This window comes from Brevundimonas pondensis (assembly GCF_017487345.1).
In the GTDB taxonomy this organism is placed as follows: Bacteria; Pseudomonadota; Alphaproteobacteria; order Caulobacterales; family Caulobacteraceae; genus Brevundimonas; species Brevundimonas pondensis.
Window position 1 is genome coordinate 1,690,168 of the sequence record NZ_CP062006.1, and the last position, 16,297, is coordinate 1,706,464.

The 16,297-nt window shown below is 66.3% G+C and carries 9 protein-coding genes; 3 read left to right on the plus strand and 6 right to left on the minus strand.

From position 1 onward, the window contains the following. Positions 1–3: 3 nt before the first annotated feature. From IFE19_RS08430 to IFE19_RS08450, 5 genes are all read right to left on the minus strand, one after another. Positions 4–1,998: a TonB-dependent receptor plug domain-containing protein gene (locus IFE19_RS08430; RefSeq protein ID WP_225910461.1), complete on the minus strand. Its 1,995-nt coding sequence runs from the start codon at positions 1,996–1,998 to the stop codon at positions 4–6. 228 nt (positions 1,999–2,226) lie between these two features. Continuing rightward, a complete protein-coding gene (nagE, locus tag IFE19_RS08435; RefSeq protein WP_207827186.1) occupies positions 2,227–3,900 on the minus strand; it encodes an N-acetylglucosamine-specific PTS transporter subunit IIBC in 1,674 nt (557 codons plus the stop codon). Then, positions 3,897–6,437: a phosphoenolpyruvate--protein phosphotransferase gene (gene ptsP / locus IFE19_RS08440; RefSeq protein ID WP_207827187.1), complete on the minus strand. Its 2,541-nt coding sequence runs from the start codon at positions 6,435–6,437 to the stop codon at positions 3,897–3,899. The genes nagE and ptsP overlap by 4 nt, the downstream gene beginning before the upstream one ends. Further along, positions 6,437–8,587, minus strand: a complete 2,151-nt coding sequence (locus tag IFE19_RS08445; protein WP_207827188.1) for a family 20 glycosylhydrolase — start codon at positions 8,585–8,587, stop codon at positions 6,437–6,439. Before IFE19_RS08445 ends, ptsP begins: the two co-directional genes overlap by 1 nt. A gap of 123 nt (positions 8,588–8,710) precedes the next feature. Further along, on the minus strand, positions 8,711–11,446 hold the full coding sequence (locus tag IFE19_RS08450) for a TonB-dependent receptor (RefSeq protein WP_207827189.1): 2,736 nt from the start codon (positions 11,444–11,446) through the stop codon (positions 8,711–8,713). 250 nt (positions 11,447–11,696) lie between these two features. On the opposite strand from IFE19_RS08450, the gene IFE19_RS08455 reads away from it, so the two are divergent. The 3 genes from IFE19_RS08455 to nagA are packed head-to-tail and all read left to right on the plus strand — an operon-like array spanning position 11,697 to position 14,640. Continuing rightward, positions 11,697–12,437, plus strand: a complete 741-nt coding sequence (locus IFE19_RS08455; RefSeq protein ID WP_207827191.1) for a GntR family transcriptional regulator — start codon at positions 11,697–11,699, stop codon at positions 12,435–12,437. After that, positions 12,437–13,468: an SIS domain-containing protein gene (locus tag IFE19_RS08460; protein ID WP_225910462.1), complete on the plus strand. Its 1,032-nt coding sequence runs from the start codon at positions 12,437–12,439 to the stop codon at positions 13,466–13,468. Before IFE19_RS08455 ends, IFE19_RS08460 begins: the two co-directional genes overlap by 1 nt. Next, positions 13,468–14,640: an N-acetylglucosamine-6-phosphate deacetylase gene (nagA, locus tag IFE19_RS08465; protein WP_207827193.1), complete on the plus strand. Its 1,173-nt coding sequence runs from the start codon at positions 13,468–13,470 to the stop codon at positions 14,638–14,640. Before IFE19_RS08460 ends, nagA begins: the two co-directional genes overlap by 1 nt. 47 nt (positions 14,641–14,687) lie before the next feature. On the opposite strand, the gene exaC is transcribed toward nagA, so the two are convergent. Then, on the minus strand, positions 14,688–16,205 hold the full coding sequence (gene exaC / locus IFE19_RS08470; RefSeq protein WP_207827195.1) for an acetaldehyde dehydrogenase ExaC: 1,518 nt from the start codon (positions 16,203–16,205) through the stop codon (positions 14,688–14,690). Between the last annotated feature and the right edge of the window lie 92 nt (positions 16,206–16,297).

Consider the following 16,297-nt stretch of genomic DNA (forward strand, 5'->3'; position numbering starts at 1 on the left):
GGTTTAATGTCCGCCGCCGAAGCGGATGCGCACGCCGCCGTTGACGGTGAAGCCGTCGGTCGGACCCCAGGCCTCGGTCGTCCATCGGCCGTCGTTGGCGCGCTGGGGCAGCAGCAGGGGGTGATGCTTGGTCACCCGCTCGTTCAACAGGTTCTCGGCGTTCACGAACAGGCTGTAGCGGCCTAGGATGATCTCCCCCAGCAAGCCGACCTCCAGATAGGAGGGGCTTTCACTGCGCCAGGGGTTGTCCTCCAGCGCCTGCTTGCCGGTGTAATAGACCTCCAGCCCCAGGCGGCCCCGGTCGTGTTCCTCCCACATGGCGACGAAACCGGCCGTGTGGCGCGGGGTGACGGGCGTGTCCCTGCGTGACAGGCCGTCATCCTGCGGCTCCGTCGCATCAACGAAGACATAGCTGCCGGTCAGGGTGAAGGGCGCGCGGCGATAGCGCAGCATCGCCTCCGCTCCACGCGTGCGGGTCACGCCGTCCACATTGACCAGGCGGATGCGCTCCGGTCCGTCGTCCACCGCGCGCACGGCGTCGTCCAGGTCGGAGCCGAACAGGGTCAGGTTGGCCTCGATCGGCCCCTGGCGATAGCCGACGTCCAGCGAGGCGGTGCGGGCGACTTCCTCCTTCAGGCCGTCCAACGGGCGCAGGCGCGACAGGCCGGTCGCCTCGGTCACATCGACGAAGGGCGTGGGAGCGAAGAAGCCCTGCCCCGCCGAGGCGCGCACGGTCCAGCGGCCGGGGCGATAGAGGACGGACAGGCGCGGGCTGAACTGGCCGCCGTACTCGCTGTGCTGGTCGAAGCGGGCGCTACCCGCCAGGGTCAGGTCCGGGCTGAACTCATGCTCGACCTGAGCAAAGACGCCGGGCGCCGTGTAGGTGTAGTCGAAGCCGGAGAAGGTCCGGCTGTCATAGCTGTCGACCTGAACCGCCGCACCGGCCAGCCAGGTGGTCGCGCCGATTTCCGCCCCATAGGCGGCTTCGAGGAATCCGGTGTCGTGGCGGTCCTCCTCGAAGACCTCGCCGAACTGATGATCATGGGCCTGGGTCATGGCCGAGGCGCGCAGGTGAAGCTTGCCCGAACCAACCGGCAGGCTGGCGACCAAACCGGCGTCGAAACGGTCGGTGTCCTGGGCCTGAACGAAGGGGCGGCCGTCGTGCGCCGTGCGGTGCGGCCCTGTCCCGCCGCTGCGGGTCTCGGTCATGGCGCCCAGGGTCACGAAGGCCTCGCCGCCGTTCTCGCCCTGCCAGAACAGGCGGGGCCGCAGCGACCAGCGCTCATAGGCGGCGATGTCGTTCCAGCCGTCGCCGTCCAGATCCTGACGGCTCTGACGGTGATAGCCGCCGACCAGCGACTGGCCCCAGGCACCCCGGAAAGGCGCCGAGGCGTAGGCGGTCAGGTCCTGCCCGTCGCGGCTGGTGATATTGGCGAGGATTTCCGTCTCGGTCTCGTCACCCGGACGGCGCGACACCAGGTTGATGACCCCGCCCAGGGCTGAAGGGCCATAGAGCGCCGAAGCTGCGCCCTTGATGACCTCGACCTGATCCAGGTCGGTCGGCGGAATCTGCAGCACGCCCAGCGAGGACGCCTGACCCCCGTACAGGGGCAGACCATCGGCCAGAAGCTGGGTGTAGCGCCCGCTCATCCCCTGCATGCGGATGTTGGCGGCGCCCAGGGCCGGCGAGGTCGTCTGCACCCGCACGCCGCCGGTCTCATTGACCAGCATGGCGATGTTGCCGGGCGTCATCAGCAGCTTTTCCTCAATCTCTTCCCGACCGATGACCTCGACGCGGATCGGCTCATCCTGAATGCGGCGACCCGAACGCGTGGCCTGGACGATGACGTCATCGACCTCGGTCGCCTCGTCCTGATGCCTGTCCTCGTGGGCCTCTACGTCCTGGGCCAGGACCGGAGAAGCGGCGACCGCAAGCAGGGCGGCGATCATCGGCGGCAGAACCTGTCGACCACGAAGCGAAGTGAAGGGTGAGGACACGCGGCCTCCGAAACGGACGGAAAGCGAATAACCGACAGGCTTGTGATGGGATTCGACGTTGAACCGCCGCAGCAATTCGCCATGACCACTTCATGCACCCTGTAGCCGCTACAGGGTCAAGCGAAAGGTTCAGCGCATCAAGGCATATGAGCGCCTGGGCCCTTGCCAGGACTGGAAACGCAGCACGCCGACGCGGACGCCCGCTACCGGGCGAAAATGAGCGCCTGTTTAGAGAATCTGCAGCCTTCCGCTGCCCGTGCGAACAAACCCCCGCGGCAAAAGAACAGAAAGGCGCGCCTGATCTATTAAATCACTCTTTATATGAATACAGAACCGACCAGCCATATGACGAACACTCACTATATTCGCCGCGCCTCCAAGGGCTGCGACAATATCAGAAGAAATTTCCTCTACCGCTTCGCTTCCAATGGCTTCCGGGCCCAGAACGGGGGGATTGGCGCTTGCGCTCAAAGCAATCCGTATTTCATCCGCCACGGCGTCCGCAATCGGACCAAGCACCACCTGCAGCTGGTTGGGTCCCGGGGCAATGACGCCACGGGCGCCCAGGCGTTTCAGACCGGCCTCATCGATAGCCTCGCGCGAACGGATTCCGAGCCGAAGGCGTGTCGTGCAGGCGGCGACAGCAGTCAGATTGCCCGCCCCGCCGAGGGCCGCGACAAAGGCCCCTGCCCGACTGCCCGCATCTTTGGGAGCGGGCCCAGATTCAAGCGGCTCATCCTCCCGTCCTGGCGTCTTGAGATTGAAGACCGTGATGGCGACGCGGAACAGGGCGTAATAGAGACCGCCATAGATCAACCCGACCGGCAGCAGCAGCCAGGGTCGCGTGGCGCGGCCGAAGTTCAGCACATAGTCGAACAGGCCAGCCGAAAAGGTGAACCCCAGCCGCGCGCCCAGCAGATCCATCACCACCATCGACACGCCGGTCAGCACCGCATGGATGGCGTAGAGGATCGGCGCCAAAAACATGAAGGTGAACTCGATCGGCTCGGTCACCCCGGTCAGGAAGGCGGTCAGGGCCAAAGAGAACAGCATCCCCCCGACCTCCTTGCGGCGATCCGGTCGGGCGGCGTGATACATGGCCAGGCAGGCGGCTGGCAGGCCGAACATCATGACGGGGAAGAAGCCGCTCATGAAGACGCCGGCGCTGGGATCGCCCGCGAAGAAGCGGTTCAGGTCACCCGTCGCGCCGCCGTAGTCCCCGACGATAAACCAGGCGACGTTGTTCAGGATGTGGTGCAGGCCCGTCACGATCAGCAACCGGTTAAGCAGGCCATAGACGAACAGACCGAATTCACCCGAACCGACAACGGCGCGGCTGAAGACGTCGATGGCGTGATCGATTCCGGCGAAGGTCAAACCCACGGCGGCGGCCACCACCAGACCCGCCACCCCCGCCACGATCGGCACGAAGCGGCGCCCCGCGAAGAAAGCCAGATAGTCCGGCAGCTTGAAGGTCGAGAAGCGGTTGTAGCAGGCCCCGGCGATCAGGCCGGCGACGATGCCGATGGGCACCCCCAGTCGCGACAGGGCCTGATCCTTGAAGGCCTTGGACGCGGCGTCGGCCGCCTCGCCGGTCAACCCGGCGACGACCTGGGGCGGGACCGCCAGCAGAACCTTGGACGCCTCGACTGAGATCAGGAAACAGACCACGCCCGCCAAACCAGCCGCGCCATTGTTGTCCCTGGCCAGGCCCACGGCCACGCCGACGGCGAACAGCAGACCCAGGTTGGCGAAGATCGCCTGCCCCGCCGCCGAGATGAAGGCGATGTCGAGCAGGTCCGGCTGGCCCAGCCGCAACAGCAGGCCTGCCACCGGCAGGACGGCGATGGGCAGCATCAGGGCCCGGCCGAGGGGCTGCAAGCTGGACATTCCGATCTTCATGCGACCGCTCCGACGACACGGGATTTCATGAGTGCGGCCAGACGTTCGTCGGCCAGGGCGCGCTCGGCCTCGGCGCTGTCCAGCCTCAGGGCCTGGGTCGCCAGTTCGCGGCAGTCGGCCAGGGTCAAGCCCCGCAGCAAGGCCTTGATCTCGGCTGTCATCGACGGCGTGGCCGACAGCTCGGTGACGCCGAGACCGATCAGGATGGGCGCAGCCAGCAGATCCGATGCCAGTCCGCCGCAAACACCGATCCAACGCGTATCCGCCGCCCCCGCCGCCGTCTGGGCGATCAGGCGCAGCACCGCCGGGTGCAGACTGTCCAGCTGCGCCGCCAGATGGGCGTTCTGGCGATCCATGGCCAGGGCATACTGGGTCAGGTCATTGGTGCCGACCGAAACAAAGTCGATATGAGGCGCCAGCAGATCTGCGGTCATGGCCGCCGCAGGGGTCTCGATCATCACTCCCAGCAAGGGTGACGCTCCGCCCGTTTCCCCGACCGCGACATCCAACATGGCCCGGACCTGACAGACCTCGGCGGCCGAGGTGATCATGGGCAGCATGACGGCGACAGTTCCGCTGGAACGCACGCGACAGACCGCCCGCAGCTGGGTCAGCAGCAGATCGGGGCGGTGCAGGCCTGTGCGCACCCCGCGTAGACCCAGGGCCGGATTTTCCTCATGCGGCATGGGCAAATAAGACAAGGGCTTGTCGCCCCCTGCATCCAGGGTGCGGATGACCAGAGGCCGCCCGTTCAGGGCGTCGGCAATGGCCTGGTACTGGGCCAGCTGCTCATCTTCGGTCGGGGCGTTCTGGCGTTCCAGGAACAGGAATTCAGTGCGCAGCAGGCCGCAGCCCTCGGCCCCGCCTGCCACGGCGGGCGCGGCTTCGGCCACGTCGCCCAGGTTGGCGAAGACCTCGATGCGGACGCCATCGGCGGTTCGGCAGTCCTCGGCGGCCAGAGCGCGGGCCTCAAGACGGCGTCGCTGACGCGCGGCGGCGGCGCTCTGGGCGCGGGCCTGCCGGGCGGCGGACGGGCTGACGATCAGCCGTCGTCCATCGGCGTCCAGCACCACCAGGGCGCCGTCCTCGACCCGCTCCAGTCCTGCGCCAACGGCGACCAGGGCCGGAACGCCCATGGCGGCGGCCAGGATGGCGACATGTGATGTCGCCCCCCCCCGTGCTGTGCACAGCCCCGCCACCTTTGATGCGTCCAGGGCGATCAACTGCGACGGCAAAAGGTCGTCGGCCAGGATGATTGCTCCGTCGCCCAGGATCACGGGCGTCGGATCGGCGCCCCCCGAGAGTTCAACCAGAACCTGACGTTCCAGATCCATCAGGTCGTCGGCGCGCTCAGCTGTACGGGTGTCGCCCAGCGAGCGGAACAGCGCCATGCCCTCTCGTGTCGCCGTACGCCAGGCGAACCCGGCGCTGCGGCCCGCCTCAATGGCTTCCTGCGCCGTGGCGAGCAGACCGGGATCGTCGAGAAAAGCCAGGTGGGCGGCCAGAATTGCACGGCGGTGGGCGCCGCCAGAGGCCACTGCATTCTCAATGCGGTTACGGACGCCCTCCAACGCCCTTTGCAGGTCCGCCCGCTCCAGCGCGATGGTCCGCCCATGCTCGGGCGCCTCGATCTCGACATGCCGCAGGCGGACCGCGTGACCTATGACCAGCCCCGGCGCCGCCGTGACGCCAGAGAAGATCAACTCGCCGTCCTCGCTTGGGGCGGGACCGACGGGAGCCGCCGCGGCTTCAATGGCGGCGGAGGCATGAGGAGCTGGCTCCCCTTCTCCCAGACCAGATTCGATCAAGGCGGTGATCGCGTCCAGCGCCGCCTCAGCCTGCCGGCCGCTGGCGCTGACGGTGAGTTCGTCGCCGTCCTTGAGCCCGAGAGCCATCATGGCGGTCAGGCTGACGGCGTCGGCTCCACGTTCGCCCAGCGTCAGGCGGATGCGGGCGTCAAAGCTCTTGGCGACGGCGGCCAGGCGCGAAGCCGGACGGGCATGCAAACCATGCGGAAGGGGTGCACGCACCGTGCGGGTCAGCCTTGCCTCGCTGTCACTTGGAGTCATTCCGGCGACCGCCGTCTGGCGCACAGCCATGATCGGCTCGCCAGCCTCGACCAACCGGTTCAACGGCAGGGGGTGAACCTCGCCGTCACCGACCAGAAGAATGGGCGAGATCAGACTCTTGGCGCCCGACACGATCACCTCGAGATCCAGCGTCAGCAAAAGATCCCCTGTCCTGACCCGATCTCCGGCGGCGACATGAGCTGTGAAGCCCGCCCCGTTCAAACTCACCGTTTCCACCCCCAGATGGATCAGGATTTCCGGCCCCGTGTCAGAACGCACGCTGACGGCGTGGCTGGTGCGAGCCAGACTCGACACCACCCCGTCGAAGGGCGCGCGGACCATCATGCCGGTCGGATCAATGGCCAGCCCCTCGCCGACCATGCGCCCTGCGAAGGCAGCGTCCGGAACCTCGTCCAGTTCACAGACCCAGCCGTCGATCGGGGCGTGAATAATCAACTCATGCGTCATCAGTCGTCCCCGCGCCGGGCGCCGGAATCGGCAATGCGCACCCAGTCGACGCCCCACATCGGGTCCAGATCTTTCTGTGTGAACTTCAGACAGAGGTCGTGTCGACCCGCGCGGATCGGAAGCCGCCCCGACAGGACGGTGATCCCGTCATCGCCCGCAGCCTCGGCCAGGGGCAGGATCAAGGCCGGTTCGCCTTCGCAGCCGTCGATACGGACCTCCAGCTCGCCCGCCGGGGTACGCGGTGCGCCCAGGCGGATCTTGTCGCGATCGGCGCCGATCTGGAAGTTGAAGGGAACCTGACCCACGGCGGCTTCAAAGCGTCGCCCCTCGCTCAGGTCCGCCGACTGATAGATCCAGCAGGGATTGAGGATGTCCATCAGCAGGGCCGGACGCTCGCCCTCCAGCGGAGCGTCGTCGATCAGCGACAGCGGTAGGGCCGCACTGCACAGCTTCATCTGATGATCATAGCGACGCTGGCCGTCGGCGGGCGGGACTTCGGGAACCTCGGTCAGGCCGCTGGTCGCATAGTCGATGCCGAGGCTGCGATAACGGACCAGTTGCGGCTCCAGACGGGCGCGGAAATCGTCGAAATCCATTCGCGCATGCGGGGTCCAGGCCATTTCCGCCAGGGCCGAGATACGGGGGAAGGCCTGATACTCGACCCGGTCCTCGGTCCGCATGTGTTCGGTGAAGAGGTTGCCCTGCACCCCCAGGACGCGCCGCGCCTGGTCCGGGATCAGTTCGTCCGGCGTCGGGTCGAAGCTGTAGACGTCGCGCAGGGTCGAGGTAAAGCCACGTCCCGGCGCCCCGTCGTCGGCGCTCTGACGGTTGTCGAAATACAGCACGGGCGCCGGCGACATGACCGTGTCATGGCCCAGGCGCGCCGCCTCGATGGCGCCCTCGACCCCGCGCCAAGACATGACGCTGGCGTTGGGGTTGATGCCGCCTTCCAGGATTTCATCCCAGCCGATCATGCGGCGGCCGTGGTCGTTCAGGCGTTTCTCCAGGCGGGCGACAAACCAGGACTGCAACTTTTCCTCGTCGGCCAGACCTAGCTCGCGCATCCGTTCCTGCACACGGGGCGAAGCCTTCCACTGGTCCTTGACCGCTTCGTCGCCGCCGATGTGGACGTATTCCGAAGGGAAGAGATCGACCACCTCGTCCATGACGTTCTCGAAGAGGACGAGCGTCGCCTCCTCGACGTTGAACAGGGTCGGATAAACGCCCCAGTCGGCGGGCACGGCCGGGACGGCGGCGCCGGGCACGTCGGTGACGCCGAGTTCGGGATAGGCGGCGATCGCCGCGCTGGCGTGGCCGGGCACGTCGATCTCGGGCACCACGACGATATTGCGGGCCGCCGCGTAGGCGACGATGTCGCGAACCTGGTCCTGGGTGTAGATACCGCCGTACTGACGCGGGCGGCCGGTCGCCGGGTCGATGTCCTTCTGCGGCGCCGCACCCGCGTGGACGCGCCAGCCGCCGACCTCTGTCAGCCTGGGATAGCGTTTGATCTCCAGCCGCCAGGCCTGATCGTCAGTCAGATGCCAGTGGAAGACGTTCAGCTTGTGCAAGGCCATCCAGTCGATGAAGCCCTTGATGAACGCCGGCGACTGATAATGGCGGGCCGAATCCAGCATGACGCCGCGCCAGCCGAAGCGCGGAGCGTCGGCGATGGTCACGGCGGGGATGGTCGCCGCCCCCTGACCGGCCTCTTCCGTCGCCAGCTGCCACAGGCTGATCGAACCATAGAGCATCCCGCCGAAGTCGTCGGCCTCGATGACCGCGTCGCGCGGGCTGACGTCCAGACGATAGGCGTCGGAGGCGATGCCGGTTGCGCGACGGAAGACGACGGCGCCGGGCGCGGCCTCGCCTTCGCGCACCGTCAGGGTCAGCCCCCGCGTGCGCTGCATCAGATCGGCGAAATAGGTCGCCGCGCGCCGCGCCTCGGCGTCGCCGCGCGGGACGCTCAGGACCGTCGCGTCATTCAGGGCGAAGACGCCCTCGGCGGGCGTGACGACGGCGGGACGCGGGATCACCGACCCGACCGGCGTTTCGGCCAGGACAACGGACCCCGAGGCCATGGCCGCCAGGACGGCCAGCACGGATGTCAGCCGCGGGGCGAGCGCCCTCAATCGAACCACCTGGGTCATACGCAGTCTCGCATAAAAAAAGCGCGCGGGACGGTGACGCCCCGCGCCAGTCTGGCCTCAGGAGAGGGCCTTGGCGATAGGCGGAACAGGGGGCGACGAACGCCGCCCCCCGAACGCGACGTCCTAGAACTCGACGCTCAGCGTCGCCATCAGCTTGCGGCCGGTGCGATAGACGCCCCGCGGCAGGCTGACCGTATTGGCGTAGGCGTAGTACTCGCTGTCGAGCAGGTTCTGCCCCGACACCGTCAGGCTGACCCGATCGGTGAAGGCGTAACCCGCCGTGGCGTCGAGGCCCGTATAGGCGCGGACATACATGTTGTCGCCGCGATCCACCCCGGTGAAATACTTGGACCGCCAAGTGTAGGTCACGCGCGCCGAAAACGGTCCCTGTTCGAAGAAGGGGCTGATGTTGACCTGGTGCTTCGAGTTGAAGGGCAAGTCCTGTCCGTTGTCGGCGCTGCCATCGACGTAGGTGTAGTTGGCCAGCAGGCCCAGGCCGTAGGCGTAGTTCTGCTGATAGGCGAAGGTCGCGCCCTTCAGGTCGGCCGAACCGGCATTGGTCGGACGGCTGATCTGATAGGTGGTGACAGCGTTCTGGGCCTGGTTGAAATGCTCTTCCGGCGCCGTCTTTTGCAGGATGTAGTTGTCGATCTTCTTGTAGAAGATCTCACCCGACAGAATGGCGTCCGGCGCGAAATACCATTCGGCCGCCGCGTTCAGGTTGGTCGACTTGTAGGGATCGAGGTCCGGGTTGCCGCCGCCGCCGGTCAGGATCTGGTCCGAAAGCCAGAAGTAGTTGGACATGTCCGCATAGTTGGGACGCGAGACGACCTTGGCCGCCGCCAGGCGGATGATCAGGTCGTCCGAAGCGTTGATGGCGACGTTCAGGCTGGGCAGGAAGTCGTCGTATTCCTTGCTCCTGACGCTCCATTCCCAATCGGCCGCAGTCGTGCCGCATCCGGTCGCCGTCTGATTGACGCAGACATAGCCCCCGCTTTCCGATTCCGTGCGGACATAGCGCAGGCCGACGTTGCCGCGGACACGGTCGCTCTCGAAGTCCGCCTGGCCATAGACAGCGTTGATCGTCTCCTGAACGTTCCAGTTCTGGGCGGTGAATTCCGCGTTGCCGAAGACCGTCGGCACTGGCTTGGCCTGCCAGGGACGCAGGTACTCGCCCGCTTCGATGTAGTCAGCCAGCGCCTTGCCATCGATCCGGAAGCGACCCTTCATCTGGTCGTTCACATTGAAACCATCCAGATAGTTGCCCGGCACCCGGCTCGGGCTGAACATGGCGGCGCTGTCCGGCGCCCCATAGATCTGAACCGTCACGCCCGACATCTTCTGGTCGGTCTCATGCTTGCGGTATTTGTAGCCGAACTGGAAACGGTTGAAGAAACCGTCACGGTCAAAGCCGAGATCGGCCTGGGCGTAGGTTTCCTCATCCATCGTCGGCTTCGAGACGATGTTGCCGCCCCAGCCTGCGTTGTAACCGGTCGGACCGACGGACGGGTCGCCCGCGCCCCAGCCGCCGTCGAACGAGAACTTCGACGCGTCGTTCAGAACATTGCCGTTGGCGTAGGTCAGGACGCCAGGCGAACCCGGAGCGCCAGTGAAGTCCACCGTATAATCGGCCCAGTTCAGGAACTCGCCGAACAGCTGACGCTGGGTCCCGCCGTCAGCCTTGGTGTAACCGATGTCGCCCGACAGATCCCAGCCGTCGCCGCGATACTTGGCGTCGAAGTGGTAGCTGTCCGAGGTCATGGCGGCCTCGCGATACTGGATGTCCAGTACACTGAGCGCGTTCTTGAAGGAGGCCTTGGTGATGACGTTGTTGTCGACCTGAAGGCCGGTCAGGGCGCCCAGGCTGTTCCAGGTATTGCCCTGGAAAGCGAACAGGGCCTGGTTGATGTTGTCATAGGTGGCGTCGATACGCAGCCAGTCGAAGTTCAGATCCAGGCTGTCGTTCGGACGCCACTGGGCGGCCACGGTGTAGCTGTTGCGTTCCCGGCTCTGTTCAAAGAAATGGGTGCCAAAGGCGTTCAACCCCTTGGCGTTCGGATTGGCCAGCAGGGTCGTGGCGCAGGCGCCCGTACAGTTGCCGTTGGCGATCGAGTTGCCACCTGGATTTTCAGCGTTGCCGCCAGCGTAGTAGCTGGCCGGAATGGTGCCGTAAGCTTCCAGACCGTCACGACGCAGGTCATCAGCGGCGCGTTGGGCCGAGACCAGAACACCGAAGGTGCGGTCCTCATTGCGCCAGCCGCCCAGCACCGACAGCTGCGCGTCGCCGCTCTCGGACCGGTCATTGTACAGATAGGTCACCGCCCCCGACAGAGTGTGCCGGCCCAGATCCAGCGGACGCCGGGTCGAAACATCAACGGTCCCGCCGATCGAGCCCTCGTCGATGCGAGCCTCAGGCGACTTGTAGACCTCGACCTTGCCGACGATCTGCGGAGCCAGCAGGGCGTAGTTGAAGGTCCGGCCCGGCTGATCAAGAATGAACCAGTCCGCCGAGGCGACCGTCTGGCCGTTCAACAGGGTGCGGTTCAGCGCCGGGTCCGTACCCAGGATCGAGACCTTCTCGCCCTGACCGAAGGCGCGGTCGACCGTGACGCCCGGAATGATGGTGATGGCCTCGGCCACGTTCGAGCTGGGGAACTTGCCCACATCCTCGGCGGTGACGACGTCAATGATGGCGTTGGCGTTGCGCTTGGTGTCGATGGACTGCTGCAGCGATGCGCGGATGCCGGTGACGACGACCTCATCGACCGTGGTCGCCGGCGCATCCTGGGCGGCGGCGGCGCCGGCGACCAGCGCCAGGGCGCTGACTGAACCGGCAAGCAAGGCGTGACGGATACTCATGGCGCTGGATCTCCCCTCCAGAGACCTGCCCCCGCAGGTCCGATATACCCAATTCAGGACCAATAAGGCCCGCCCCTCTTTCGACCAGATCGAGAGAACATGGGAATTGACGGAAGACTTTCACCAAAGAGTCGCACATCGCAAGACCAAATTTCACATTGGACCTAAACTTTCTTCATATTGGTACTTGATTGGTTGCATAACATGGGCTCAGATGCGCTCGTTGGGATGCACTCTGGGGGAGAACGCCATGCCGTTTCTTGAAGCCATAGGATCGCTGGACGCCCAGAGGCCCGCGCCGCTGTATCAGCAGCTGCAGCAAGCCGTTCGCCAGGCCATCGAGCGCCGCACGCTCAAGCCCGACGACGCTCTGCCGCCAGAGCGGGACCTGGCCAATGAACTGGCGGTGTCACGCATCACTATCCGCAAGGCTTTCGACGGCCTGGTGGCCGAGGGCCTGCTGACGCGACGTCAGGGCGCGGGCACCTTCGTCGCCGCCCGTGTCGAAAAGAGCTTCTCCAAGCTGACCTCCTTTTCCGAGGACATGGCTGCGCGCGGCCGCAAGGCCACCAGTTCATGGCTGAGCCGCAGCGAAGGCACGGTCACGCCCGAGGAATCCCTGACCCTGGGGCTCAGCCCCGGAGCACCGGTCTATCGTTTTCACCGCATCCGTTTCGCCGACGGCGCGCCAATGGCGCTAGAGTACTCGACGGTGCCGGCTTCCTGCCTGTCTAGCCTCGAGGCGGTGACGACATCTCTCTATCAGGCGTTGGCGGTCAGCGGACATCGACCGAATCGCGCCCTGCAACGCCTGCGCGCGGTTCTGTTCAGCGCCGAGCAGTGCCAGCTTCTGGGCATCGCCCCCGGCGCACCCGGCCTGCTGATCGAACGGCGCGCCTTCCATAACGGCGAACCGGTGGAAGTGACCCAGTCCTATTATCGCGGCGACGCCTACGACTTCGTCGCCGAGCTCAACGACGGACCCGCCTGATGCGCGCCGAAGACACCCAGATGTTCGCCGAGGCCGCCGCCTCTGGCCGCCTCGTGGCCGCCCAACTGGCCGCCAACGCCGGCGTCATCGCCCAGGCGGCCAAGCGCCTGCGCATGCATCCGCCGACCGCCGCCCTGATCTGCGGCCGGGGCAGCTCCGACAACGCCGGGGTCTTCGCCCGCTATCTGATCGAGACCGAGGTCGGGGTGATGACCAGCCCCATGCCCCTGGCTGTCAGTTCCGTCTACGGCCGCGCCCCGCATGTTCCGGACGGCCTGTGCCTGGCCGTATCGCAATCGGGCAAGAGCCCCGACCTGGTCGCCGCAGCCGCCGGTGCGCGCGCTGGCGGCGCCTTCGTCATCGCCCTGGTCAACGTCGAGGATTCGCCGCTCAGTCAGGTGGCCGACCTGACCATTCCCTTGCGCGCCGGGCCGGAACTGTCAGTCGCAGCCACCAAGAGCTTCATCGCCAGCCTCAGCGCCATCGCCCATCTGATCGCGGAATGGAGCGGCGACGCCGACCTGTCCGCCGGTCTCGAGAGCCTGCCGCAACAACTGGACGCCGCCTGGGCCCAGGACTGGTCGGCCGCCCTGCCCGCTCTGACAGACGTGACCAGTCTTTACGTGGTCGGACGCGGGGTCGGCTTCGGCGTCGCCCGAGAGGCAGCGCTGAAGTTGAAGGAGACCTGCGGCCTGCACGCCGAGGCCTTCTCCACCGCCGAGGTTCGTCACGGGCCGATGGCCCTGGTCAAGACCGGCTTCCCCGTCCTGCTGCTGCCCCAGTCGGACGCAACATATGACGACGCCCAAGATCTGGCCGCCGACTTCGCCCGACGCGGCGCCCGGGTCTTCTTCGCCGGGGCCACGACCGCGCCGGGCGTCGTTTCCCTGCCTACCGTCGGCGCGCATCCGGCGCTGGAACCCATACTGCTGATCCAGAGCTTCTATCGCCTGGCCGCCACGCTTTCGACAGCGCGCGGCTTCGATCCGGATCGTCCGCCCTACCTCAACAAGGTGACCGAGACCGTTTGATGCCCACCCTGCTGCACAACGGCCCGATCCTGGTCGATGACGCCTTTCACGACGACCTGGCCGTAGTCGTAGAGGGCGACCGCATCGCCGCCGTGGCGCCGGCCTCGGTCCTGAGCGTCGCCTTTCCCGAGGCCGAGATCCGCGATCTGAACGGCGCCCGGCTGGTTCCCGGCTATATCGACACCCAGGTCAATGGCGGCGGCGGCGTTCTGTTCAATGACGCGCCCACGCTTGAAACCATCGCCCGGATCGGCGCCGCCCACCGGCGTTTCGGAACTACCGGCTTCCTGCCCACCCTTATCAGCGACGACCTGTCGGTCATCGACCAGGCCATCGATGCGGTGGAACAAGCCATGCTTGAGGGCGTGCCTGGCGTTCTGGGCATTCATATCGAGGGGCCCTTCCTGAACGTGGCGCGCAAGGGCATCCACGATCCGAGCAAGTTCCGTACCCTGGACGATGAAGCCGTGCGTCTGCTGACGCGCATGAAGACCGGCCGCACCCTGATCACCCTGGCGCCGGAGACCACCACGCCCGACATGATCACGGCTCTGGTTGCGGACGGCGCCGTGGTCGCGGCCGGGCATACCGACGCCGACTACCCGACCGTCCGCGCCGCCATGGACGCGGGTGTGACGGGGTTCACGCACCTGTTCAACGCCATGTCGCCCCTGACCAGCCGCGAACCGGGCGTTGTCGGCGCGGCCCTGGAAAGCCAGACCGCCTGGTGCGGAATCATCGTCGACGGCCACCACGTCGATCCGGTCGTGCTGAAACTGGCCCTCCGCTGCCGCCCCGCGGATCGCTTCATGCTGGTCACCGACGCCATGCCCAGCGTGAACGCCCCTCACCTCGGCGACGGGGACGATCACTTCTATCTGCAGGGCCGCCGCATTTCGGTAAAGGACGGCGCCTGCCTGGACGAGCGTGGAGTTCTGGCGGGATCAGACCTCGACATGGCCGCAGCCGTCCGCAACGCCCGCGACCTGCTTGGCCTCGACCTGGCGACCGCCGTCATGATGGCTTCGGCCGCGCCGGCCGCATTCCTGGGGCTGGAGCGCAAGCGCGGCCGCATCGCCCCGGGACTGGCGGCCGATCTGGTGATTCTCGATGAGCATTTCACAGCTATCGAAACCTGGATCGACGGCGCCTCGCTTCGTAATGGCGCATGACGCCAAGGGCGCGGACCGAAGCCCGCGCCCGCAGATGTGCTCAGTGATCAGAAGAAGCCCAACTTGTCGGGGCTGTAGCTGACCAGCAGGTTCTTGGTCTGCTGATAGTGGTCCAGCATCATGCGATGGTTTTCCCGCCCGATGCCCGACTTCTTGTAGCCGCCGAAGGCCGCGTGCGCCGGATACTGGTGGTAGCAGTTGGTCCAGACCCGGCCCGCCTGAATGGCCCGGCCCGCGCGATAGGCGGTGTTCATGTCGCGCGACCACACCCCGGCGCCCAGGCCATATTCGGTGTCGTTGGCGATGGCGATGGCCTCTTCCAGCGTCTTGAAGGTCGTCACGGCCAGGACGGGACCGAAGATCTCCTCCTGGAAAACGCGCATGTCGTTCGTGCCCTTGAACACCGTCGGCTTGACGTAATAGCCGCCGGCCAGGTCGTCCTTCAGCACCGCCTGATCGCCGCCGGTCAGCACCTCGGCGCCCTCGTCCTTGCCGATCTTCAGATAGGACAGGATCTTCTTCAACTGCTGGTCCGAGGCCTGGGCGCCGACCTGGGTCGAGGGGTCCAACGGGTCGCCCTGCTTGATGGCTTCGACACGGGCGATCGCCTTCTCGATGAAGGCTTCATAGATGTCTTCGTGGATCAGGGCGCGGCTGGGGCAGGTGCAGACCTCGCCCTGGTTGAGCGCGAACATGGCGAAGCCTTCCAGCGCCTTGTCGAGGAAGGCGTCATCGGCGTCCATCACGTCCTTGAAGAAGATGTTCGGCGACTTGCCGCCCAGCTCCAGCGTCACCGGAATGATGTTCTGGGTGGCGTATTCCATGATCTTCTGACCGACGGCGGTCGAGCCGGTGAAGGCGATCTTGGCGATGCGCGGGTTGGTGGCCAGCGGCTCGCCGACCTCGATCCCCGTGCCCGAGACGATGTTCAGCACGCCCGGCGGCAGGATGTCCTGGATCAGCTCGGTCAGCAACAGGATGGAGGCCGGCGTCTGCTCGGCCGGCTTCAGCACGATGCAGTTGCCCGCCGCCAAGGCCGGAGCGATCTTCCACGCCGCCATCAGGATCGGGAAGTTCCACGGAATGATCTGGCCGACCACGCCCAGCGGCTCGTGGAAATGATAGGCGACCGTGTCGTGGTCCAGCTCGGAGATGCCGCCTTCCTGCGCGCGGATGCAGCCGGCGAAATAGCGGAAGTGGTCGATGGCCAGCGGGATGTCGGCCGCCAGGGTCTCGCGCACCGGCTTGCCGTTGTCCCAGGTCTCGGCCTCGGCGATGGCCTGCAGGTTCTGCTCCATTCGGTCGGCGATGCGGTTCAGAATCAGGGCGCGCTGGGCGACGCTGGTCTTGCCCCAAGCGTCCCTGGCCGCATGGGCGGCGTCCAGCGCCAGTTCGACGTCGGCCGCGTCCGAGCGAGCCACCTCGCACAGGACGCGGCCGTTCACCGGGGAGGTGTTCTCGAAATAGCGGCCATTGACCGGGGCCACCCACTGGCCGCCGATGAAGTTGTCGTAGCGCGCCTTGTACTTGGGCGTCACGGCGCGGATGAATTCAGGCTTGGTCACGAAAGGCCTCCTGCTGGTTTCCTGAGGCGCCGATTGTCCGGCGTCGTTTGAGACCAGTTTGGTCGGCAGGAGGCTGAACGCCAGACGGCGGC